This window comes from Pseudomonas sp. S150 (assembly GCF_004526365.1).
In the GTDB taxonomy this organism is placed as follows: Bacteria; Pseudomonadota; Gammaproteobacteria; order Pseudomonadales; family Pseudomonadaceae; genus Aquipseudomonas; species Aquipseudomonas putida_A.
Genome location: NZ_CP038207.1, coordinates 3478822 through 3502698, shown reverse-complemented (window position 1 = coordinate 3502698; position 23877 = coordinate 3478822). Strand labels below are relative to the sequence as shown.

13 protein-coding genes and 2 pseudogenes are annotated in these 23877 nt (G+C 61.1%); 6 read left to right on the top strand and 9 right to left on the bottom strand.

What is annotated here, in order from left to right; all coding sequences use genetic code 11:
• Window positions 1-107: 107 nt before the first annotated feature.
• The gene (locus E3Z29_RS16100; protein WP_134786285.1) at window positions 108-479 is read right to left on the bottom strand and encodes a DUF6124 family protein; all 372 of its coding nucleotides are present in this window, start codon (window positions 477-479) and stop codon (window positions 108-110) included.
• Between the two features lie 698 nt (window positions 480-1177).
• Between E3Z29_RS16100 and E3Z29_RS16095 the strand changes: the two genes are divergently transcribed.
• Window positions 1178-1960, top strand: a complete 783-nt coding sequence (locus E3Z29_RS16095; RefSeq protein WP_098963919.1) for an endonuclease/exonuclease/phosphatase family protein — start codon at window positions 1178-1180, stop codon at window positions 1958-1960.
• 268 nt (window positions 1961-2228) lie between these two features.
• The gene (locus E3Z29_RS16090; RefSeq protein WP_134786284.1) at window positions 2229-3299 is read left to right on the top strand and encodes an autotransporter outer membrane beta-barrel domain-containing protein; all 1071 of its coding nucleotides are present in this window, start codon (window positions 2229-2231) and stop codon (window positions 3297-3299) included.
• A gap of 122 nt (window positions 3300-3421) precedes the next feature.
• On the opposite strand, the pseudogene glgB reads toward E3Z29_RS16090, so the two are convergent.
• From glgB to E3Z29_RS16075, 3 genes and pseudogenes are all read right to left on the bottom strand, one after another.
• Window positions 3422-5656 (bottom strand): annotated as a pseudogene (gene glgB / locus E3Z29_RS16085) (1,4-alpha-glucan branching protein GlgB).
• Window positions 5657-5658: 2 nt separating this feature from the next.
• Window positions 5659-9000 (bottom strand): maltose alpha-D-glucosyltransferase, encoded by a 3342-nt coding sequence (gene treS, locus E3Z29_RS16080; protein WP_134786283.1) that lies wholly within the window; start codon window positions 8998-9000, stop codon window positions 5659-5661.
• Window positions 9001-9190: 190 nt separating this feature from the next.
• Window positions 9191-11189 (bottom strand): annotated as a pseudogene (locus E3Z29_RS16075) (alpha-1,4-glucan--maltose-1-phosphate maltosyltransferase).
• A gap of 218 nt (window positions 11190-11407) precedes the next feature.
• Here E3Z29_RS16075 and E3Z29_RS29430 point away from each other — a divergent pair.
• Window positions 11408-11566 (top strand): hypothetical protein, encoded by a 159-nt coding sequence (locus E3Z29_RS29430; RefSeq protein WP_003224520.1) that lies wholly within the window; start codon window positions 11408-11410, stop codon window positions 11564-11566.
• Between the two features lie 40 nt (window positions 11567-11606).
• Here E3Z29_RS29430 and E3Z29_RS16070 read toward each other — a convergent pair whose 3' ends face one another.
• Window positions 11607-12119 (bottom strand): MgtC/SapB family protein, encoded by a 513-nt coding sequence (locus tag E3Z29_RS16070; protein ID WP_027613723.1) that lies wholly within the window; start codon window positions 12117-12119, stop codon window positions 11607-11609.
• A gap of 121 nt (window positions 12120-12240) precedes the next feature.
• On the opposite strand from E3Z29_RS16070, the gene E3Z29_RS16065 reads away from it, so the two are divergent.
• The 3 genes from E3Z29_RS16065 (at window position 12241) to mapR (ending at window position 15745) form a co-directional block, all read left to right on the top strand.
• Window positions 12241-12489: a DUF3203 family protein gene (locus tag E3Z29_RS16065; RefSeq protein ID WP_134786282.1), complete on the top strand. Its 249-nt coding sequence runs from the start codon at window positions 12241-12243 to the stop codon at window positions 12487-12489.
• 195 nt (window positions 12490-12684) lie between these two features.
• Window positions 12685-14115, top strand: coding sequence for a cytochrome c oxidase accessory protein CcoG (ccoG, locus tag E3Z29_RS16060; protein ID WP_096797351.1), 1431 nt, complete (start codon window positions 12685-12687; stop codon window positions 14113-14115).
• A gap of 220 nt (window positions 14116-14335) precedes the next feature.
• Window positions 14336-15745, top strand: a complete 1410-nt coding sequence (gene mapR / locus E3Z29_RS16055; protein ID WP_008087199.1) for a GntR family transcriptional regulator MpaR — start codon at window positions 14336-14338, stop codon at window positions 15743-15745.
• Window positions 15746-15887: 142 nt separating this feature from the next.
• Here mapR and E3Z29_RS16050 read toward each other — a convergent pair whose 3' ends face one another.
• From E3Z29_RS16050 to E3Z29_RS16035, 4 genes are all read right to left on the bottom strand, one after another.
• Window positions 15888-16634, bottom strand: coding sequence for an SDR family oxidoreductase (locus E3Z29_RS16050; RefSeq protein WP_007968514.1), 747 nt, complete (start codon window positions 16632-16634; stop codon window positions 15888-15890).
• Window positions 16635-16877: 243 nt separating this feature from the next.
• Entirely contained in the window at window positions 16878-18959 is a 2082-nt protein-coding gene (locus E3Z29_RS16045; protein ID WP_134786281.1) for a bifunctional diguanylate cyclase/phosphodiesterase, read from the bottom strand.
• Window positions 18960-19212: 253 nt separating this feature from the next.
• Window positions 19213-20673 (bottom strand): efflux transporter outer membrane subunit, encoded by a 1461-nt coding sequence (locus E3Z29_RS16040; RefSeq protein WP_134786280.1) that lies wholly within the window; start codon window positions 20671-20673, stop codon window positions 19213-19215.
• Window positions 20670-23777: an efflux RND transporter permease subunit gene (locus tag E3Z29_RS16035; RefSeq protein WP_027613729.1), complete on the bottom strand. Its 3108-nt coding sequence runs from the start codon at window positions 23775-23777 to the stop codon at window positions 20670-20672. Before E3Z29_RS16035 ends, E3Z29_RS16040 begins: the two co-directional genes overlap by 4 nt.
• Window positions 23778-23877: the final 100 nt, after the last annotated feature.

Genomic DNA, 23877 nt, shown 5'->3' with positions numbered 1-23877 from the left:
GACTCCCTGTAGGAGCTGCCGAAGGCTGCGATCTTTTGATCTTGTTTTTTAAAAGCAACATCAAAAGATCGCAGCCTTCGGCAGCTCCTACAGGGGGGACCGGGCAGTTAGTTCGGCACGCGGCGGCCATCGAGTACCCGGTTGACCATCAGTTCACTGAGCATGATCACCTGATGCAGCATCAGCATCGCCCGGCGCTGTGGGTTATCGACGGTGTAGCCGATGTCGCGGGCCATGTCACTGGCGGCGGCTAATGATTCGCAGGCTTCGACGAGCAAGGTTTCTTCGTCCACGGTGGGGTCGATGAGGAAGATTCTGTTCGCCTTGCATGACGAGGTTGAAGGGATCGAGATCTTCAGTGCGCCGGGGTTGAGGTAGAAGTTGATGGCGCGGTCGGTTGCCGCTTTTATCTTCTGCGGGTCGAGGGCTGGGTCGTACGGGATTGAGGTGTCTGGGGGGTTGGGTGTGGCTTTGAACATGGATGAAACTCCGTATCGAGAAATAGGAGCCATCACCCTCGCTACCAAACGATGGGTGGCGGCCATGCGCGGGTTGGTAGACCGGTCGATACGGAACCCGGCGCTCACGAATGAGCCCCACGCATGTCCACCATAAAACTGAGCCCCAAAAAGAGGCTGCATAAGGTGACGCCATACGACCGTACCGAAATGGGCTACCAAACCCGATCACTGTTTTCCAGTGACAGGGAAACGATAAGCTCAACGCATAGCCGTGTAAGCCGGCGGATTCTGGCGTACGCGTAGGTAACGGCGCAAGGCGTTGTAGCCGTTATGGCGTAACGGTTCGTGTACTTTAAACGTGGTTGCGGAGTTAGGTTTATATGCGCGGGGGTATCGAGAGTTACCCGGTTGTTTTGATGCTGTCTGGCAGGCCGCTTTCGCGAGCAAGCCCGCTCCCACAGTTGGAATGAGTGCATTCAGTTGGGAGGGTGATCGTCTTGTAGGCCGTCATCGCTGGCAAGCCAGCTCCCACCATTTGACCGAGTGCATTCAGTCGGAGATTGGTCGACTGTGAGGCCGCTTTCGCGAGCAGGCTCGCTCCCACAGGTTTCCTGGCGGCTCTGGTGATTTGTATTACGGCCTGAGGCATCTGGAAGGAACTGCCCGCTCACAGACCAGTCGCATGAACAGGAAGCCGTTTTTTCAGAGGAGTGAACGTGTCCAGCGATCCCAAGCGTCACGCCGTAGACGCACCCGTCATCCATCGCCTGCGCGTGTTGACGGTCAACACTCACAAGGGTTTTACCGCCCTCAACCGGCGCTTCATCCTGCCGGAACTGCGCGAAGCGGTGCGCAGCACCTCGGCTGATCTGGTGTTTCTGCAGGAGGTGGTGGGCGAACACGAGCGACATTCCAATCGCTACCACGAGTGGCCGCAAACCTCGCAATACGAATTTCTCGCCGACAGCATGTGGAGCGACTTTGCCTACGGGCGCAACGCGGTGTACCCCGATGGTCATCATGGCAATGCGCTGCTGTCGAAATACCCGATCCGCGAATACCGCAACCTCGACGTGTCGATCACCGGCCCCGAGCGCAGAGGCCTGCTGCACTGCGTGCTGGACGTACCCGGCCACGCCGAAGTCCACGCGATCTGCGTGCACCTGAGTCTGCTGGAAAGCCACCGCCAATTGCAGTTGCAGCTGCTTTGCCAGTTGCTCGAATCATTGCCCGACGATGCGCCGGTCATCATTGCCGGCGACTTCAATGACTGGCAGCTGCAGGGCAATGCCGCCCTCGCCCGCCGCGATTACCTGCACGAAGCCTTCGAACGCCACCACGGCCGCCCGGCCAAGACCTACCCTGCGCGTTTTCCACTGCTGCGCCTGGACCGCATCTACCTGCGCAATGCCAGCAGCCACGACCCGCAGATCCTCGGCAACAAGCCGTGGACGCACTTGTCGGATCATTTGCCGCTGGCGGTGGAAGTGCATTTGTAAGCACAGACAATGACTTGGATATGTGCAGAAAAACAAACGCTTGCAGCGCCTGATTTAGCTGTACCGCTCATCGTGCAGTTTCTTGACGCATGGGCATCGCTCTTCTTATCTCTACCTTACTACCCCCGGAATTACTCACCGGGGCGACCCTTACGGCACTCGCGAAATCGAGCGCCGCGGTTCGCCCCGCTCCATTCGGTCGCCCCTCGTTCGGGGTAGGAGAGACGCCAGAAAAGAGATCCCGCATGCGCTTGCAAGGTAGACCTCCATGAAAAGCTCATTCACCCCACAAGAGATCAAAGTGACGTTTTGCACAGTGTCGAGTTCGATTCTGCTGTGCTCATCCATGGAGGCGCAGGCCGGACCTGCGGCGGATGAAACCACTCCCTGGTATCACCAGGACATGCCCGTTCTGACCCTGCCGGCGACCGTTGTCACCCCCGAGCCACAACGCCTGAGTCCACGTCCCGATTTGCGCGGCACCGACCTGATCACCGAAGATCTGGCGCCGGCAGCCTGGGACCGGTTGTACGGACAAAGCGCCCGGCAAGCGCAAACCGACGTGCTGTCACCAGGTTTTGCCACCCCCGGTAACGGCGACTTCAAAGGCGCGCCAGTAATCACCGTGCAAAGCGCCGGCGGCCACACTCAGACCCTCGGCCTGATTGGCGGATACAACCAGATCCAGGCTAACAGCGGCGGCCCGATCAACAGCCGCGCCCTCGCCGACCCGGCCGTCGACACTCTGAACCTGCAAGGACAGAGCCTCGGCGCTTATTACCGCCTGACTGGCGCGCAAGGCTGGCATGTCGACCTGACGGCCAGCGGTGGCCGGGTCAGCGGTTTCAGTCGCAACGAACAAGGCGTGCGCCAGGCCACCGAAGGCAGTGCGATGACCTTCTCGGTCGAAGGTGGGTATCCGATCGGCCTGGGCGGCAACTGGGTGGTTGAACCCCAGGCGCAGCTGATCAATCAGCGCATCACCCTCGACACGCCGTACGCGGGCTCCGGCAATGCGTCGTCATCGGATCTGTCGGCATGGAGCGGCCGCGTCGGCGCCCGCCTCAAAGGTAGCTACGATGTGAACGGTCTGCCCGTGGAACCCTACGTGCGCACCAACCTCTGGCACACGGTGTATACCGGCAACACGGTGACCCTGGACCAGGTCGACAAGATCAGCAGCAGCCGCAAATCATCGACGGTCGAATTAGGGCTCGGATTAGTGGCGCGGGTGACGCCGGCGGTCAGCCTGTATGTCAGCGCCGATTACAGCAGTGATGTGGATGACAATGACTTGAACGGGTTGATTGGCAGCCTGGGGGTGCGGATGCGTTGGTGATTTCGGCTTGAGGGGCGATGGCCTCTGAGCTGACGCCATCGCGAGCAGGCTCACTCCTACAGGGAGACGCATTCCAAATGTAGGAGTGAGCCTGCTCGCGATGGCAGCGACGCGGTCGCGGATCAACCCTCCGGCTTGAGAATCAACACCGCCACAGCGGCGGCAGATTCAGTTCAAGCGACAACGACTGGCCATGGCTCGGCACCTCTTCGGTAAACGCCCCGCCGCCATTGCCATAATTCGAACCGGCGTAGGGTGTCGGCATCGCTGTTGAGCAGTTCGTTCCAGCGTCCGGCGAACGGTACGCCGACCCGGTACGACTGACGCGGCACCGGGGTGAAGTTGGCCACCACCAGCACCGGTTTGCCGTCCTTGCTCCAGCGCAGCCACGCGTACACGCTGTTGATCGCGTCATCGCCAATCAACCACTGGAAGCCCTGCGGTGCATCGTCCTGGTCGTGCAGCGCCGGTTCTTCGCGGTACAAGCGATTGAGGTCGCCGACCAGTTTCTGCACGCCTTTGTGTTCCGAGTATTGCAGCAGGTACCAGTCCAGTTGCTGATCGTGATTCCACTCGCGCCACTGGCCGAATTCGCAACCCATGAACAACAGCTTCTTGCCCGGATGGGTCCACATGAAACTCAGATAGGCGCGCAGGTTGGCGAATTTCTGCCAGCGGTCGCCGGGCATCTTGTCGATCAGCGAGTGCTTGCCGTGCACCACTTCGTCGTGGGAGATCGGCAGGATGAAGCGCTCGGACCAGGCATAGACCAGACCAAAACTCAGTTCGTTGTGATGGTGCGCGCGGTACACCGGATCCTGCTGGATGTAGTGCAGCGAGTCGTGCATCCAGCCCATGTTCCATTTGTAGGCGAAACCGAGACCACCCTGCTGGGTGCTTTGGCTGACGCCCGGCCATGCGGTGGATTCCTCGGCGATCACCAGCGCCCCCGGAGCTTCCAGTTCGACCACGTCATTCAAATGGCGGAGGAAATCGATCGCTTCCAGATTCTCGCGCCCGCCGTGACGGTTCGGCACCCATTCGCCGGCCTTGCGCGAATAGTCGCGATAAAGCATCGAGGCCACCGCATCGACGCGCAGACCGTCGATATGGAAATGCTTCAACCAGTGCAGCGCCGACGCCAACATGTAGCCGTGAACTTCGGTACGCCCGAGGTTGTAGATCAGCGTGTCCCAATCTTGGTGAAAGCCTTCCAGCGGGTTGCCATATTCGTACAGCGCGGTGCCGTCGAACTGCGCCAGACCGTGAGTATCTGTGGGGAAATGCGCCGGCACCCAGTCGAGGATCACGCCGATATCGGCGCGGTGACAGGCGTCGACGAACTCACCGAACTGCTCTGGCGTGCCGTATCGGGCACTCGGGGCGAATTGCGAGAGCAACTGATAACCCCATGAGCCGCCAAACGGGTGCTCCATGATCGGCATCAGTTCGATGTGGGTGAAACCCAGTTCCTTGACGTAAGGGATCAGCCGTTCGGCCAGTTCCGGCCAGGTGTAATGGCGGGCGACTTCGCCCAGATCGTCCAGTTCGCACTGCCACGAGCCGGCATGCAATTCGTAGATCGACAGCGGCGCTGAATGCTTCTGCCGTTCGCGACGGCCGTTCATCCAGTCCTGATCCTGCCAGTTGATCTGCAGCGGTGCGGCGACTTTCGACGCGGTGTCCGGCGGCAGACTGGTGGCCAGCGCCATCGGGTCAGCCTTCAGCGGCAGGATGCCGTGAGCGCCGAGGATTTCGTACTTGTACAACTCCCCTGCTTGCAGGCGCGGAATGAACAACTCCCAGACCCCGGACGGATGGCGCAGGCGCATCGGATGGCGGCGACCATCCCACACGTTGAAATCGCCGACCACCGACACTCGGCGAGCATTCGGCGCCCACACGGCAAAGCGCACACCGTCGACGCCATCGACGGTGGTCAGTTGCGCGCCGAGGCAGCTGCTCAGATCACGGTGATTGCCTTCAGCGAACAGATACAAATCCATTTCGCCGAGCAACTGGCCGAAGCTGTAGGGATCTTCCGCGACCTGTTCGCCGCCGGCCCAACGCGTGCGCAGCAGATACGGCCGCGCCTGATCGAAGTGACCGACAAACAATCCCGGTGTTTCGGTGGCTTGCAGTTCGCCGCGTTCTTCACCGCTGTCCTTGTCCAGCACTTCGACTTTCAATGCACCCGGCAGATAATCGCGGATGAACTGCCCACCGGCACCATCACCGTGCGGGCCGAGAATGGAAAACGGGTCGTGGTGTTCAGCGCGCACCAGGGCGTCGATGTCCCGCGCCGCCGGCAATAACGCTTCTTTAGCGTGACCCTGTTCCTTGTTCGAGAAACTCATGACTACTCTCCACCAAGATCGGAAAAGGGTTTAAGCCCCGTCAATAACCCATACAAACCGTGCAACGGCACGGGCAGCCACGTGGGGCGATTTTCGGCTTCATAGGCCACTTCATAGGCCGCCTTCTCCAGGCCGAACAGCGCAAGCGCAGCGTCGGCACCCGCAGGATCCTGCCAGGCATGATCAAGACTAGCTGCCGCTTGGCGATATGCCTGAACAAATGCCTCGCGCGCCTCACGCAGGTAGCGCTCGGCAACCCGATGCCGGGCCGCTTCCGACTCTGGACTGTGATCGACGTTGTGCACGTTGATCGTCATCGCCGCCGCGTAATCGAAGGAGCGCAGCACGCCGCTGACGTCCTTGTAAGGACTGTGTTTGCCGCGCCGTTCGTGCAGCGGCCGCGCCGGTTCACCCTCGAAATCGATCAGATAGGCATCGCCCTTGATCACCAGCACCTGACCCAAATGCAAGTCGCCGTGGACGCGAATACGCAAGCCGCCCACAGCTTTCTGCGCGAGTTCCTGCACATGGCCGAGGATGACTTTTTTGTTGTCGAGCAGCCGCGCGACCATTTTCTGATCCGCCGCGCTCAAGTGACTCTGATGTTGCTTGAGCAGCTTCAACGCATGCTCGACCTGCGCCGCGACGTCCTTGCCAGTGGCTTGGGCGTCCTTGGCGCTGGTGGTTTGCGGGGCGAAGTCGGGGTTGTCGCTCGGCGCCGCCAGCACCTGGTGCATTTCGCCCAGACGCTGGCCGAGCATGCCGGCAAAGTCCTTCAGTTCGCCGAGGGCGTTGTAATGCTGTTCCTGCTCGGACATCGAGTCGGCCAGCTCATCACGCAACGCCCGTTCGAGGTTGTTCTGCGTCCATTCCCAGGCATCGCCCTGATTGCTCAGATAGCCTTGGGCGATCATCAGCAGGTTGTCTTCGCCAGCGCCATCGCGGCGGATCACCGAGCCGAGCAGCGGCGAGATGTTGGCGAAACCGGCCTCGGTCAGGTACGCGCTCATTTCCAGTTCCGGGTGAACACCCGAGGCGACCTTGCGGATCAGCTTCAGCACCAGACTGTTGCCGATCACCACCGAACTGTTCGATTGCTCGGCCGACAGATAGCGCACCTCGGATTCGGCACCGAGGCCGAGTTTTTCCAGTTGCGCGGTCGGCGCGAAACGAATCTCGCCCTGTTCGGAATTGAGCACGGTGTTGCTCTGCATGCCTTGCAGCACCGCGTGCACAAACGTTTCGAGGCTGAACGCATCCGTGATCAGACCGACCTGACGCCCGCGACGAACACGCGACAATGCCAGTTGCTGCGGCAATGCCGGCCCGACCTGATCTTCAGCGATGAAGCCGAACGGCAGTTGATAGCGGCTGGTCTGCCCGGCGCTGGTGACTTCGATCTCGCTGAGCAGCACCGGATGCTGCGCATCGCCGAAGCGCACGCCGTAGGCCAGATTGACCTGTTCGATGGCTGCGTCCTTGCCGGCGAACCAGCGGCGGTTCTGCAGCCAGCTCGGCAGAATGCTCTGCTCCAGCGTGTTGCGGGTCGGCGTTTCGAGCAGTTCTTCCATGCGTTTTTTCAGCACCAGGGTGGTGAAGTCCGGCAGGCTCTGCGCCGGCTCCACGTGCCAGCTCGGCATCTGGTTTTCTGCAGCCAGGGCGAACCAGTAGAAACCGTACGGCGCCAGGGTCAGGAGGAAATTCAACTGGCCGATCGGCGGGAACGCATTACCGCCGAGCATCTCCACCGGGACCATGCCGACGTAGGCCGACAGATCGAGTTCCGCCGCCTGCGCGCTGCGCGAGACGTTGGCCACGCAAAGAATGATTTCGTGCTTGCCGTCGGCGTCGGTGAACTCGCGGGTGTAGGCCAAAATCCGTCGATTGCTCGGCGAAAGCATCTTCAGCGTACCGCGCCCGAAGGCCTTGGACTGCTTGCGCACAGCGAGCATGCGCCGCGTCCAGTTCAGCAGCGAATGCGGATCGCCGGCCTGGGTTTCGACGTTGACCGACAGATAACCGTATTGCGGGTCCATGATCGGCGGCAGCACCAGACTGGCCGGATCGGCGCGGGAGAAACCGCCATTGCGGTCAATCGACCATTGCATCGGCGTGCGCACGCCGTCGCGGTCGCCGAGGTAGATGTTGTCGCCCATGCCAATTTCGTCGCCGTAATACAGGGTCGGCGTGCCGGGCATCGACAGCAGCAGGCTGTTGAGCAGTTCAACGCGGCGGCGGTCACGCTCCATCAACGGCGCCAGACGCCGACGAATGCCGAGGTTGATCCGCGCGCGGCGGTCAGCGGCGTAGTAGTTCCACAGGTAGTCGCGCTCTTTGTCGGTGACCATCTCCAGCGTCAGCTCATCGTGGTTACGCAGGAAAATTGCCCACTGGCAGTTGGCCGGAATCTCGGGGGTTTGCCGCAGAATGTCGGTGATCGGGAAGCGATCTTCCTGGGCCAGCGCCATGTACATGCGCGGCATCAGCGGGAAGTGAAAGGCCATGTGGCATTCGTCGCCATTGACGCCCTCGGCATCGGTGTCGCCGAAGTACAGCTGGGTGTCTTCCGGCCATTGGTTGGCCTCGGCCAGCAGCATGCGGTCGGGGTAATTCGCGTCGATCTCGGCCCGGATCTGCTTGAGGACGTCGTGGGTCTCAGGCAGGTTTTCGTTGTTGGTGCCGTCGCGTTCGATCAGGTACGGAATCGCGTCGAGACGCAGGCCGTCGATGCCCATGTCCAGCCAGTAACGCATCACCGACAGCACTGCTTTCATTACTTGCGGGTTGTCGAAGTTGAGGTCGGGCTGGTGCGAGTAGAAACGGTGCCAGAAGTACTGGCCGGCGACCGGGTCCCAGGTCCAGTTGGACTTTTCGGTGTCGAGGAAGATGATCCGGGTGCCGTCGTATTTCTGGTCGTCATCCGACCACACATAAAAGTCGCGCGCCGCCGAACCGGGCTTGGCCTTGCGCGCCCGCTGGAACCACGGGTGCTGATCCGAGGTGTGGTTGATGACCAGTTCGGTGATCACCCGCAAACCACGCTTGTGCGCCTCGGCGATAAAGCGTTTGGCGTCGGCCATGGTCCCGTAGTCGCTGTGCACACCGCGGTATTCGGCGATGTCGTAACCGTCGTCGCGGCGTGGCGACGGGTAGAACGGCAGTAGCCAGATGGTGTTGACGCCGAGTTCGGCGATGTAGTCGAGTTTGGCGATCAGGCCGGGAAAGTCGCCGATGCCGTCGTTGTTTGAGTCGAAAAACGATTTGACGTGAACTTGATAGATCACCGCATCCTTGTACCAGAGCGGGTCTTTGATAAAGGTGGCTGCCTTGGGTTTCTTCGCCATGTGAAACTCCTGTTCAATTCTGTCAGACCACACGGATGCCCTGTGATGAGGGGCTCTGTGGTGAGGGGATTCATCCCCGACGGGCTGCGAAGCGGCCCTGCTTTTATTCAGTTTTACCCGGTTGTTCTTTGTGGCTGCTGCGCAGCCAGTCGGGGATGAATCCCCTCACCACAAGTTTTTGAGCAAGGTCTTACGCGGCAGTAATCCGCCAAATCCCGAACGGCTGGTACGCCGGGTCAATGCGCATGAACTGATACTTGCCATGCCAGTCCCAGCGATGCCCGTTCATCAAGTCCTCACCGTGGGTGGTCGCGTCGTCAGGCAGGCCCATCTCCCACAGCGGCAGTTCGAAATTGGCTTCCTGCACGTTGTGCGGATCGAGGCTCACCGCCACCAGAATGAAATTGCTGCCGTCAAAGCTGCGCTTGCCGAAGTACAGAATGTTGTCGTTCCACGCGTTGTAGATTTTCAACCCCAGGTGCGTGTGCAGCGCCGGGTTCTGCCGGCGGATGCGGTTGAGCTGGGCGATTTCGGCAATGATGTTGCCCGGCGCATTGAAGTCGCGGACGCGGATCTCGTACTTCTCCGAATCAAGGTATTCCTCCTTGCCCGGCACCGGCGCCGATTCGCACAGTTCATAACCGGAATACATGCCCCACAGGCCCGACCCCATGGTCGCCAGCGCCGCGCGGATCAGAAACCCCGGCCGCCCCGACTCATGCAGGAACGCCGGGTTGATGTCCGGCGTGTTGACGAAGAAGTTCGGCCGGTAGCATTCGCGCCACGGCGACTCGTTGAGTTCGGTGAAGTAGCTCGCCAGTTCCGACTTGGTATTGCGCCAGGTGAAGTAGGTGTAGCTCTGGCTGTAACCGACCTTGCCCAGACGCGCCATCATCGCCGGTGTGGTGAACGCCTCGGCGAGGAAAATCACCTCCGGGTGCAGCGCCCGCACATCGGCGATCAGCCATTGCCAGAACGGCAGCGGCTTGGTGTGCGGATTGTCGACGCGGAAGATTTTCACACCTTCGTTGACCCAGCCGACGACGATATCGCGCAGCTCGACCCACAGACTGGGGATCGCGTCCGGCGCATAGAAGTCGACATTGACGATGTCCTGGTATTTCTTCGGCGGGTTTTCCGCGTATTTGATCGTGCCGTCCGGGCGCCAGTTGAACCAGCCCGGATGCTGCTTGAGCCACGGGTGATCCTGCGAACACTGAATGGCGAAATCGAGGGCGATTTCCAGGCCATGCTCAGCGGCGGCGGCCACCAGCCGGCGGAAGTCTTCGCGAGTACCGAGCTGCGAGTGAATCGCCTCGTGCCCGCCCTCCTCACTGCCGATGGCATACGGACTGCCCGGATCTTCCGGGCCGGCGGTCAGGGAATTGTTGCGGCCCTTGCGGTGGGCGCGGCCGATCGGGTGGATCGGCGTGAAGTACAACACGTCGAAGCCCATGTCCTGAATCATCGGCAGACGCGAGTGCACGTCGTTGAACGTGCCGTGACGCTTGGGATCGTCAGTAATCGAGCGCGGAAACAGCTCGTACCAACTGGCAAACTCGGCCAGTTCCCGTTCAACATCCACCGGGAATTCGGCACTCAAGCTCAGATAGGCACGGTGATCGGCCTGCAACATCAATTGCGCACTGCGCGAGTGCAGAAACAGCGCCACCTGCTCGGTTTCGAGCAGGCCGGACAATTCATGATGCAAGGCGGCGAGCTGTTCGCTGAGCTGACCGTCGCTGCGTTCGGCGGCCTGCTGCACCATGCTGCCGCCCTTCCTGCAGTTCGAGCGACACCGGGACGGCGGCGTTGTGCTTCTTCTCCAGCTCGTACTGAAAACTGGCGAAATGGTCGATCCACGCTTCGATGCAGTACAGATAGCGACCCTGGCGCTCGGGACGAAACTGCCCCTGCCAACTGTTATTGCCCAGCTCGTTCATGACCTCGCTGTGCCAGCTCTCTTCGCCCTCCGCGCGCCAGCGGATGCGCACGGCCAGCTTGTCGTGGCCGTCGGCAAAGACCTTGCTGGTGACGATCACGTCACGCTCGACGATCGACTTGACGGCAAACTGCCCGCCATCGAGGGTCGGCATGGTGTTTTCGATCACGATGCGCGGCAGCAGCAATGCCTGCGACAGCGGCATGTGCGGGTTGTAGCTCTGCTCTGAAGGTTTTTCAGCAGACATCGAGCATCTCTCCTTAACGCCCCCAAGGACGCTCTTGTGCCGGAACAGTGTTCACAATGAGGCACCGGCCCCGACTTGAACTGACTTAGGTTCCGAGCGACCGGCGCGGGGAAAAGTTCACAGGGATTTGTCTGGACAGAAAAGCGGATCGAATTCATCACACGGTGGTCAATCCACTTAAGCACTTCTCACGCCATGTGCCACACGGAGGTCTACAGATGAACATCCCGATCCCGGCCGAAACGCCTGATCCGAACATCGACAAACCCACCCTGCCCGAGACCGAGCCACAACCGATCCCCGAGCAGGAACCCCCAGGCACCACGCCACCGCCGAAGGAAGAGCCGCCGACGACGATGCCACCGGTGATCGTCTAAGCACCCAGCCGATCGTTCCCACCATCATGGGAACGATCGGTTACAGGTGTTGGTTTTTCTCCCCATCCTTCTCAAACATCCTGACCACCCGTGGCATCACGCTGAAAATTCCCAGCGCCAGCAAAGTGCTGAGCAGCGCCGTCGCTTCCCTGCCCAACCCGGCCGCCACGCCGATCGCCGCCGTCATCCACAACCCGGCTGCTGTGGTCAGTCCTTTCACGTGCCCTTCGTCACCTTCCTGATTCTTCAGAATCGTCCCGGCGCCCAAAAAGCCGATCCCGGCGATCACTCCCTGCAACACCCGGCTCATCGCATCGGATTCAGCCCCCGAGGTCTGCGGCACCAGCACAAACAGCGCCGCCCCCAACGCCACCAGCATGTGCGTACGCACCCCGGCAGCCTTGCCCTTGTGCTCGCGTTCGAAACCGAGAATTCCGCCCAGCACCGCCGCCATCAACAGGCGCACGGTGATGCGCGTCAGTTGCGAGGCATCGCCGACGTCGGCGAACTCCGCTTGCAGCGTCACCCACACTTCATGCCACCAGGCGTTCATCGCTCCGTCCTTCTTATTTGTCGTTAGTGGATGGACAGCGGCGACCATTAATCAGTTGCGCAGAACGATTGGCAAAGCACGCGCCCTAACCTCTCAGGTACCCATGAAAAAGGACAGCCTCATGCCCGTTCGAATCGATGAATCCAATCCCGAATCCAAAGTGTGTTTTTTCACCGTCGAAAATGGTGAAGAAATTCGTATCTGCGACACGCTGGAAGTCAAAACCGATAGCGAAAAAGCCATGTCGTTCGTAGAGATTGAAGGCCGGCGCGTTTACATCACCGAAGCAGAAGCCGATGCACTGACCGTCGCCGGTGCGAAGGATGGCCGCAAGCACCTGAAGGCTGACGAGAGTGATTCGGTGATTTGACTGATCCGGATCAACATCCGGCGCAGACGCCTGCGATAGGCGTTTGCGCCTGCGTCTGCGGGCTGCTTCAAGTTGTCGCAGGATGTGTACCAAACGCCATCTGATACGCTTTTTATTAAAATAGCTGAGTCTGTTATGCAAACAGATCGGCGCTCATAGTTCGTCCGCCTGATGGAGGCTGATGAGCGAATGACCATGAGCGAACAAATCCCCGTCCGAACCGTAGAAGCAAGCCCCACCATAAAAAATGTGCCTGGTCGCCCGATGAAGGCGAAGGCCGGCTCCACCGACAATCACATCCACACCCGCAGTTTCACCGGCCTGTTCCGCACCTTGCGCATCAGCGGCGCGGGCTTTCTCTTTTTGCTGTTCTTCGGCACCGTGTGGCTGAACTGGGGCGGTCGTCAGGCCGTGCTGTGGGACTTGGCCGAAAGCAAATTCCACATCTTCGGCGCGACCTTCTGGCCACAGGATTTCATCTTGCTCTCGGCGCTGCTGATCATTGCTGCGTTCGGTCTGTTCGCCATCACCGTGTTCGCCGGCCGGGTCTGGTGCGGTTACACCTGCCCGCAGAGCTCGTGGACGTGGATCTTCATGTGGTGCGAAAAAGTCACCGAGGGCGAACGCAACCAGCGGATCAAACTGCAAGCGGCGCCCTGGGGTCTGAACAAACTGGCCCGGCGCGCGGCCAAGCACACTCTGTGGCTGGCGATCAGCGTGATGACCGGGCTGACGTTTGTCGGCTACTTCACGCCGATCCGGCCGCTGGCCGAAGAGCTGTTCACCCTGCAGATCGGCGGGGTCAGTCTGTTCTGGGTACTGTTCTTCACCGCCGCCACTTACATCAACGCCGGTTGGCTGCGCGAAGCGGTGTGCATGCATATGTGCCCGTATGCGCGGTTCCAGAGCGTGATGTTCGACAAGGACACCCTGGCGATTTCCTACGACGTCGCCCGTGGCGAAAACCGTGGCCCGCGCAAACGCGACGTGAAACCCGCCGAAGCCGGCCTCGGTGATTGCATCGATTGCCAGTTGTGCGTGCAGGTGTGCCCGACCGGCATCGACATCCGCGACGGCCTGCAGATGGAATGCATCGGCTGCGCAGCGTGCATCGACGCCTGTGATTCGATCATGGACAAAATGAATTACCCGCGCGGCCTGATCCGCTACAGTTCCGAACGCGAATTGCAGGGCGGCAAGACCCACTTGCTGCGGCCACGGCTGATCGGCTACGTCGCGGTGCTGCTGGTGATGATCGGCGCTCTGGCACTGGCCTTGGTCGAACGGCCGATGGTCTCGCTCGACGTGACCAAGGATCGCGGGCTGTTCCGCGAGAACGGTCAGGGCCAGATCGAGAACATCTACACCCTCAAGGTCATCAACAAGACCCAACAGCGCCAGGACTACACCCTGAGTCTCGTGGAGGGCGATGGCTTCCAGTTGCAGGGCAAGACCGAACTGAGCCTGGCGCCGGGAGAGATTGTCGATGTGCCCGTATCGGTGGCGATGACCACGGAACGCCCGGCCAGCAGCTCGCAGACCTTGAGCTTCAAGATCGCCGACAGCGACGAGCCCGAGATTTATAGCGTGGCGAAAAGCAGGTTTGTGGCGCCGATGAATCGCTGAGCCGTTAGAATCCTCCCCCTCACCCCAGCCCTTTCCCCCCGGGGGGCGAGGGGGAAAGGGAGCAGATCTCAGTGGCTTTCAAACCCGAGTTCGACTCCGGGCTTTCAAGTCGGCGTAACTCGAACATACAACCCGATCAGTCCCCGCTCCCTCCGGGAGAGGGCTAGGGTGAGGGGCTTTCCCTGACACCCTACACATCCAACCAGCACCAAGGCCCCCGATGAAACGCTACGAAAAATTCGCCGACGACATCGCTGAACTGATCCGCTCCGGCGTACTCGGCCCCGGGCAACGGGTGCCGTCGGTGCGCTACGCCAGCCAGACTTACGGGGTCAGCCCGTCCACGGTGTTCCAGGCCTATTACCTGCTGGAACGTCGCGGTCTGATCCGCGCACGGCCGCGCTCCGGTTACTTCGTCAACACTCACGCACCGAGTCCGTTCTCGGAGCCGGTGATCAGCAGCCACGTCAACGACTCCACCGAAGTCGACGTCAGCGAACTGGTGTTCTCGGTGCTGGAATCGATCAAGGACCCGAGCACCGTGCCCTTCGGCTCGGCGTTCCCCAGCCCGACCCTGTTCCCGCTGCAACGGCTGTCACGTTCGCTGGCCAGTGCGGCGCGGGAGATGGACCCGCGCATGGTGGTCACCGACATGTCGCCGGGCAACCCGCAACTGCGTCGGCAGATCGCCCTGCGCTACATGGTTGGCGGCTTGATGCTGCCGATGGAAGAACTGCTGATCACCAACGGCGCCCTCGAAGCGCTGAATCTGTGCCTGCAAGCAGTCACCGAGCCGGGCGATCTGGTGGCCATCGAAGCCCCGGCGTTCTACGCCAGCCTGCAAGTGCTGGAGCGCCTGAAACTCAAAGCCGTGGAAATCCCCGTGCACCCGCGCGACGGTATCGACCTCGGCGTGCTCGCCCAGACCCTGGAGCGCCATCCGATCAAGGCCTGCTGGTGCATGACCAGTTTCCAGAATCCGATGGGCGCGACCATGCCCGAGGCGAAGAAACAGGAACTGGTGGAACTGCTGCGCCGGCATCAGGTGCCGCTGATCGAGGACGATGTCTACGCCGAACTCTATTACGGTCAGCAGGCACCGAAACCGGCCAAGGCGTTCGACACCGAAGGGCTGGTGATGCACTGCGGTTCGTTCGCCAAGAGCCTGGCCCCCGGCTACCGCATCGGCTGGGTCGCTGCCGGGCGCTACGCACAGAAAATCGAACGGCTGAAACTGATGACCTCGCTCTGTGCCTCAATGCCGGCGCAAGCGGCCATCGCCGACTACCTGCAACACGGCGGCTACGACCGCCATCTGCGCAAACTGCGCTACGCCCTGGAAGAACAGCAAAGCGCGATGCTCGCAGCGATTGCCCGCTATTTCCCGGCGCAGACCCGCGTCAGCCAGCCGGCGGGCGGCTACTTCCTGTGGCTGGAACTGCCACCGCAGATGGATTCGTTGAAGTTGTTTCAGATGGCGTTGGCGCAAGGCATCAGCATCGCGCCGGGGCCGATCTTCTCGCCGACTCAGCGGTTCAGGAACTGCATTCGCCTGAATTACGGCAGCCCGTGGACCGAGGATTCGGAGAAGGCGATGGAGACGTTGGGGCGGATTGTGCGGTCGTTCTGACAGACAGATGTTGCCGCTTATGACGCCTTCGCGAGCAAGCCCGCTCCCACAGTAGACCGCGTTTCTCCAGATGGAATGCGGTCTACTGTGGGAGCGGGCTTGCTCGCGAAGAGGCCAGATCAGGCAACACAAATCCCAACGATCAGCGCCCGCCACCCAGATCAACAAACGTCCCGGTCGCATAAGATGCCTTGTCCGACAGCAACCACACAATCGCCTCCGCCACCTCATCCGGGCGTCCGCCCCGGGCCATCGGGATCGCCGACTCAAGCTTGCTGACCCGATCCGGATCGCCACTCAGTGCATGGAAATCGGTATAGATATAGCCCGGACGCACCGCGTTGACCCGAATCCCCTCACCCGCCACTTCCTTGGACAGACCGATGGTGAAGGTGTCGAGTGCGCCTTTGGACGCGGCGTAGTCGACGTACTCGTTGGGCGAGCCCAGGCGAGCGGCGACCGAGGAGACGTTGACGATGCTGCCGCCCTGCCCGCCGTGCTTGGGCGACATGCGCAGGATCGCGTGCTTGGCGCAGAGGATCGGCGCCAGGACGTTGGTTTTCATGATTTTGAGAATGCGGAATTCGGACATTTCATCGACCCGCGACTTGTGCCCGACGGTGCCGGCGTTGTTCACCAGCGCGGTGACCCGCCCCAATTCGGTGTCGACCCGCTGAAACAGCGCGATCACTTCGTCTTCGATGCTGACATCGGCGCGTACCGCAATGGCTTGCGCCCCCAGCGCCCGCACTTGCTCCAGCACGCTTTGCGCGGCCTGTTCATCCGACTGATAGTTGATGCAGATCCGATAGCCCTGCCCGGCAGCCAACAACGCCGTAGCGGCGCCAATTCCGCGCCCGCCACCGGTGATTACCATGACTTTATCCATGCTGGCCCTTCCCCCCAATGCACACGTAACAGTCGGGTTGAAGAATAACCGCCATTGGGCGGTTTTGCATGGGCTCTGTCAAAGACAAAACCCTGCATGAGACTGAGATGTTTTTTGTGGCGAGGGAGCTTGCTCCCGCTCGGCTGCGAAGCAGCCGTGATGCCGGGCAACACAGTAAAACCGAGTAAAAACGAGGCCGCTTCGCGCCCCGGCGGGAGCAAGCTCCCTCGCCACAGAATGCAGTCAGACTGCCGCCAAAGCCTCTCCACGGGCAATGTTCTGCATGAACGCATCCGCCGGCATCGGATGCCCCAACAGATAGCCCTGCAAAGAATCACAGCCCAACTGCGTGAGAAAATCCTGCTGCACGCCGGTCTCCACCCCCTCGGCAACAATGCGCAAACCGAGTGCCTGCCCCAACGCCACAATCGCCGAGACGATGGCCGCGTCATCGCTGTCGTGCTCCAGATCGCGGACAAAACCGCGGTCGATCTTCAGCTCGTTGGCCGGCAAACGCTTGAGGTACATCAGGCTCGAATAACCGGTGCCGAAGTCGTCGATCGACAGGTCGACGCCCATGTCGGACAACTCCTGCAACACCTTCATGCTCGCATCCGCGTCGCTCATGGCCGTGGTTTCGGTGATCTCCAGGGTCAGGCTGTTGGCCGGCAGATGGTGGGTCGCCAGCGCCTTGGCCACGCTCTGCACCAGCCCCGCGTGGCAGAACTGCAAGGCCGAGAGGTTCACCGCAATGCGCCAGTCGGTGTAACCGAGCACGTACCATTCGCGCATCTGCCGGCAAGCTTCGTTGAGCACCCACTCACCGATGGCGATGATCAGACCGGTCTTCTCTGCCAGATCGATAAACTTGTCCGGCAGCAACATGCCCTGGGTCGGATGCTGCCAGCGCAGCAGCGCTTCGGCACCGACCGGACGACCACTGATGGCGTCGAATTTGGGCTGGAAATACAGGCTGAACTGACTGTGTTCCAGCGCGGCGCGCAGATCTTGCAATAGCTGCAGCTGCTTGCGCGCGTTGCTGTTCATCGAAGCATCGAAGAAGCTGTAACCGTTTTTGCCGCTGCCCTTGGCGTGATACATCGCCGCGTCGGCATTCATCAGCAGTTCCTGGGCGCTCAGGCCGTTGCCCGGGTACAGGGCAATGCCGACGCTGGCAGAAATCTGCAAGTCGTGCTCGGCCACGCGGAACGCCTGACCGAGCAACCCGACCTGACGCGCGGCCAGCCCCAGAGCATCGTCGGGTTCGCTCAGACGCACCAGCAGCACGAACTCGTCGCCGCCAATTCGCGCGAGCGTATCCTGACTGCGCAGATCTTCGCGCAGGCGCACCCCGACTTCTCGCAGCAACTGGTCACCCATGTGGTGGCCGAAGGCATCGTTGACCGGTTTGAAACCGTCCAGATCGATAAACATCAACGCAAAACAGCCGCCCTGCTCCTCGACTTTTTTCATCGCCTGATTGATCCGGTCGTCCAGCAGCATGCGGTTCGGCAGGCCGGTCAGGGTGTCGTGCAACGCCAGTTGCGTCAGTTCACGGTTGGCCAGGGTCAGCGAATGCGCCAGATCGGCGGTACGCGCTTCAAGGCGCGCATCGAGAATCGAAGTGAGCAAGGCGATCGACAGCACCGCCAGCGTGGTGATCAGCACCAGATTGTCGAGGCCGTTGCCTTTTAGGCCGTCGAGCGTTGCGCCGCAGAAACTGCCATCAGGAAACTGCGCGGCGGCCATGCCGGTGTAGTGCATGCCGACAATCGCGATGCCCATGATCACTGCCGCACCACCACGAATCAGACGTACATAAGGCGAGTGCTGGCGCAGGCGGAAGGCGATCCATAACGCCGCCGCCGAGGCCCCGACCGCGATCAGCAATGAGGCGCCGAACAGGGTCGGGTCGTAATCGATGCCAGGCGTCATGCGCAGCGCGGCCATGCCGGTGTAATGCATTGCACTGATGCCGGCGCCCATGACCAAAGCGCCAAAGGCCAATTGCAAAATCGGCAGTTTCGGCTGGCTGACCAGCCACAGGGCAAACCCGCAGGACAGCACGGCAATCAGCAGCGACAGCGCGGTAATCGCAATGTCGTAGCCCAGGTCGATCGGCAGCTTGAAGGCCAACATGCCGATGAAGTGCATTGACCAGACGCCGACCCCCATCGCCAGTGCACCGCCGGCCGTCCAGAAATGCACTGCGCGCCCACGGGCGCTGGCGATGCGCCCGGTCAGATCGAGCGCGGTGTAGGACGCGAGGATCGCCACACACAAAGAAATGAAAACCAGGGTGAAGGAATAATTACCGATGAGCATGAAGATTCTCGCGACCACCCGCGCCGTACTGCGTCCATTCTCGGCTGGGCAAATGCGGCGATTGTACTGATTGCGCGGAAGAACGCACTGACAAAGTAATCATTTTGCCATCAACCCGATGAAACGCTTGTTTGATGGTTTTGCGAGGCTCTGGAACAACCATCACAACCTGTAGGAGCTGCGGCACGCTGCGATCTTTTGACCTTGTTTTTAAAGATCAAAAGATCGCAGCGTGCCGCAGCTCCTACACAGGCTATTCGGTGGCCAGTTGTCCGTCCCAGCCGCCACCCAGCGCCGCAATCAATTGCACACTGGCGATCAAGCGGTTCTGCAGAATGTTCAGCACAGTCCGCTCGTTGCTCAGCGCCGTGGCTTGCACCACAACCACATCGATGTAGGCAATCAACCCGGCCTTGTACTGGTTCTGGGTCAGGCGCAGCGAGTCGCGTGCAGCATCCAGTGCTTCCTGACGCACCGCCGCCTCGTCTTCATACACCTTCAGTTGCACCAGATAGTTTTCCACTTCGCGGAAGCCGTCGAGCACGGTCTGGCGGTACTTGGCAACGGTTTGGTCATACACCGCCTCGGTACGGTCAACCTCGGCCGAACGAATACCACCGTCGAATATCGGCAAATCCAGTTTCGGCCCGACCGACCAGAAACGGTTCGGCAGCGTTAAAAGATTTTTCGAGGTACTGCTGCTGTAGCCGCCGCTCATGCTTAAGGTCAGATCGGGGTAGTACGCCGCTTTGGCCACACCGATATTGGCGTTGGCGGCGATCACCGAACGCTCCGCCGAGGCAATGTCCGGGCGGCGTTCCAGTAGCTGCGACGGCAGGCTCAGGGGAATCTGCGGCAGATTCGGAATGTTCTGGGTTTCAGCGATGCTGAATTCGGCCGGCGCCTGCCCGGTGAGCACGGCGATGGCATTTTCAAACTGCGCCCGCTGCCAGATCAGGTCGACCAGATCGGCCTGGGTGGTTTTCAACTGGGTCTGCGCCTGCGCCACCGCATCACGCCCGGAAATCCCCGCGCGGTACTGGTTCTGGGTCATTTGCAGGGATTTTTCGTAGGCCGCGACGGTGGCTTCGAGCAGGCGTTTCTGCTGGTCGATAACTCGCAGTTGCAAGTAATTCTGCACCAGCTCCGACTGCTGGCTCAGGCGCATCGCGGCCAGATCGGCGAAGCTCGCCTGGGCGCTGGCCTCGTTGGCTTCCAGACCTCGGCGCAACTTGCCCCAGATATCCGCTTCCCAACTCACGCCCAACTGCGCGTTGTAGGTGTCGCGAATGCCGCTGGCGGAACTGCTCAGGCTCGAACTGCTGCTGCCGGTGCCCTGGCTGGAGCGGGTCTTGCCCACGCTCAGGTCGACACTGGGATAAAACGCTCCACGGGCGCTACGCACCAAGGCCTGGGCCTGACGAAACTGCGCTTCGGATTGCGCGACGGTCTGGTTGGAACTGTTGAGTTTTTCGATCAGGCCATTGAGTTGCTGATCGCCGTACAACTCCCACCAGGCGCCGCGCGCCAGCGAATCGCTCGGATTGGCCTGACGCCAGCCCTTGGCCTCCTTGTATTGCGCGACCTCGGCGGTCTGCGGACGCTGATAGTCCGGGCCCACAGCGCAGGCACTGAGCATCGCCACGCACAGTGACAGACTCAACAGGCGCGAGCCGCGCGCAGTGGCCAGATTGAGAAGCGAACGGTCAGTCATAGCGGAGTTTCCAGAGCGGCGTCAGTACGCACGCCACGCCACTTGTTGAAGCGGTGGCGCAGCTTGTCGAGATAGAGGTAAACCACAGGCGTGGTGTAAAGGGTCAGGACCTGGCTGAAGATCAGGCCGCCGATGATGGTCAGGCCCAACGGCTGGCGCATTTCTGCGCCTTCCGCGCGGCCGAGCAGCAACGGCAAGGCGCCGAGGATCGCCGCCAGGGTGGTCATCAGAATCGGCCGCAGCCGTTGCAGGCAAGCGCTGCGGATCGACTCCAGCGGCGACAGGCCTTGATGGCGTTCCAGTTGCAGCGCCAGGTCGATCATCAGGATCGCGTTTTTCTTCACCACCCCGATCAGCAGGAACAATCCGAGCAGGGAGATCAGGCTGAACTCGCCGCCCAGCGCATAGATCGACAACAGCGCACCGACCCCGGCCGAGGGCAAGGTCGAGAGAATCGTCAGCGGGTGAATGTAGCTTTCATACAGCACACCGAGCACCAGATACACCGCCAGCAGCGCACCGAGGATCATGAATGGCTGACTCTTCTGCGTGGCGGCAAAGGCATCGGCGGTGCCGGCCATTTTCGCGATCACGTCTTCCGGCAGACCGACCTTGGCAATCGCCCGCTCGATCGCGGCACTGCCCTGCTCCACGGTCACGCCTTCAGCCATGTCGAACGCGATGCTTTCGGAGGCGAACTGGCCTTCGTGGCTGACGCGGTCGTCTTCCAGGCTGTTTTCATAATGGGCGATGGTCGACAACGGAATCCGCGCACCGTCAGCGGTAATCACCTGCACCTGATTGAGCGTCACCGGATCCTGCGCGTATTTCGGATTGACCTCCATCACCACCTGATACTGGTTGAGGCTGTCGTAGATCGTCGAAATCTGACGCTGGCTGTAGGCATTGTTCAACACCGCCGTGACCATGTTCATGTCGACCCCGAGGCGTTTGGCCTGATCACGGTCGACAATCAACGTCACCTGCTGCGCGCCGCGCCCCTCGCGGGCATCAATGGCGGTCAGCTCGGGCAGTGCGCGCAGCGCGGTCACCACTTTCGGGTACCACTCGCGCAACGCCCCCAGATCCCCGCTTTGCAGGATGTAGCTGTATTGCGAGGTGGTCTGCTCGCGACCCCCGCCGAATTGCAGATCCTGATCGGCCATCAGCATCAACTGGGCACCGGGCACCTTGGGCATTTCCTTGCGCAGGCGCTCGATGACTTTCTGCGCCGACAGGTTGCGCTCCTTGATCGGCTTCAGGCGTACCAGCATGAACGCGTTGTTGGTGCCGTTGGTGCCGCCGATGAACCCGGCGACGCTTTCCACTGCTTCGTCCTTGAGCACGGCACGGCGGAAGGTTTCCATTTTCGGCTGCATCACGCTGAACGACAGACCGTCGTCACCCCGGACGAAACCGATCAACTGGCCGGTGTCCTGCTGCGGCATGAACGTCTTCGGCACCACCACGTAAAGCGCAACGTTGACCCCGACCGTGATGATCAGGCTGAGCAAGGTCAGGCGGCGGTGGCGCAGCACCCAGTCGAGGCTGGTCGCGTATTTGCCGACCATCCAGTCGTTGGCGCGGCGGCTCCAGCGTTGCAGGCGGTTTTCCTGGCCCGGCGTGTGCGGCTTGAGCCAGCGGGCGCAGAGCATTGGCGTCAGGGTCAGCGAGACCACCAGCGACACCACGATGGCTGCTGCCAGGGTGATGGAAAACTCACGGAACAGGCTCTCGACAATCCCGCCCATGAACAGGATCGACAGGAACACCGCCACCAGCGACACGTTCATCGACAGCAAGGTAAATCCGACTTCCTTGGCCCCGAGGTAGGCGGCCTGCATCGGTTTGACGCCTTCGTCGATGTGCCGGGAAATGTTCTCCAGCACCACGATGGCATCGTCCACCACCAGTCCGGTAGCCAGAATCAGCGCCATCAGCGACAAGTTGTTCAGCGAGAAGCCATAGAGGTACATCACCGCAAAGGTGCCGACCAGCGACACCGGCACTGCCAGCGTCGGAATCAGCGAGGCGCGGAAATTCCCGAGAAACAGGAACACCACCAGAATCACCAGCGCCACGGCGATCAGCAGGGTCATTTCCGCTTCGTGCAGCGTGGCCTTGATCACCGGCGAGCGGTCCATCGCCAGGTTCAGTTTGACGCTGGCCGGCAGCACCGCTTGCAACGCCGGCAACTGCGCCTTGATCTCGTTGACCGTCTCGATGATGTTGGCACCGGCCTGACGGTTGATCACCAGCAGTACCGCCGCGTCATCGTTGAAGAAGCCGCTGTTGTAACGGTCTTCGACGCCGTCGCTGACCTTGGCCACGTCCTTCAGGCGCAGGGCCGCGCCGTCCTTGTAATGGATGATCAGCGACTCGTAATCCTTGGCTTTCTCCAACTGGTCGTTGGCCTGGATCTGCCACAGGCGCTCGCCGTCTTCGACCGAGCCCTTGGGCCGGCGCACGTTGGCCCCGGCGATGGTCTTGCGCACATCGTCGAGCGCCACGCCGTACTGGTTAAGCGCCTGCGGTTCAAGTTCGATGCGCACCGCCGGCAGCGAACTGCCGCCGATCTGCACTTCACCGACACCCTGCACCTGGGACAGGCTCTGGGAGAGGATGGTCGAGGCCAGGTCATAGAGCTGGCCTTTTTCCAGCACATCCGAGGTCAGCGACAGCACCATGATCGGCGCCTGCGACGGGTTGACCTTCTTGTAGGTCGGCATGCTGCGCATCCCGCTCGGCAACAGGTTGCGTGAAGCGTTGATCGCCGCCTGCACTTCCCGCGCCGCGCCGTTGATATCACGGTCGAGGTCAAATTGCAGAATGACCCGGGTCGAACCCTGGCTGGAACGGCTGCTCATGGTGTTGACACCGGCAATCGCCCCGAACGAGCGCTCCAGCGGGGTCGCCACCGTGGACGCCATCACCTCGGGACTGGCGCCGGGCAGACTGGCCTGGACCACGATCACCGGGAAATCCATTTGCGGCAGCGGCGACACCGGCAACAAACCGAAACTGACACCGCCCAGCAGCATGATCGCCAGACTCAGGAGCATGGTCGCGACCGGGCGCTTGATGAAAGGACCGGACAGGTTCATTGACCGCAATCCCCAACATCACACCAGTCCCTTGTGGGAGCGGGCTTGCTCGCGAATACGGTCTGACATTCAACATTCATGTCGCCTGATACAGCGCTTT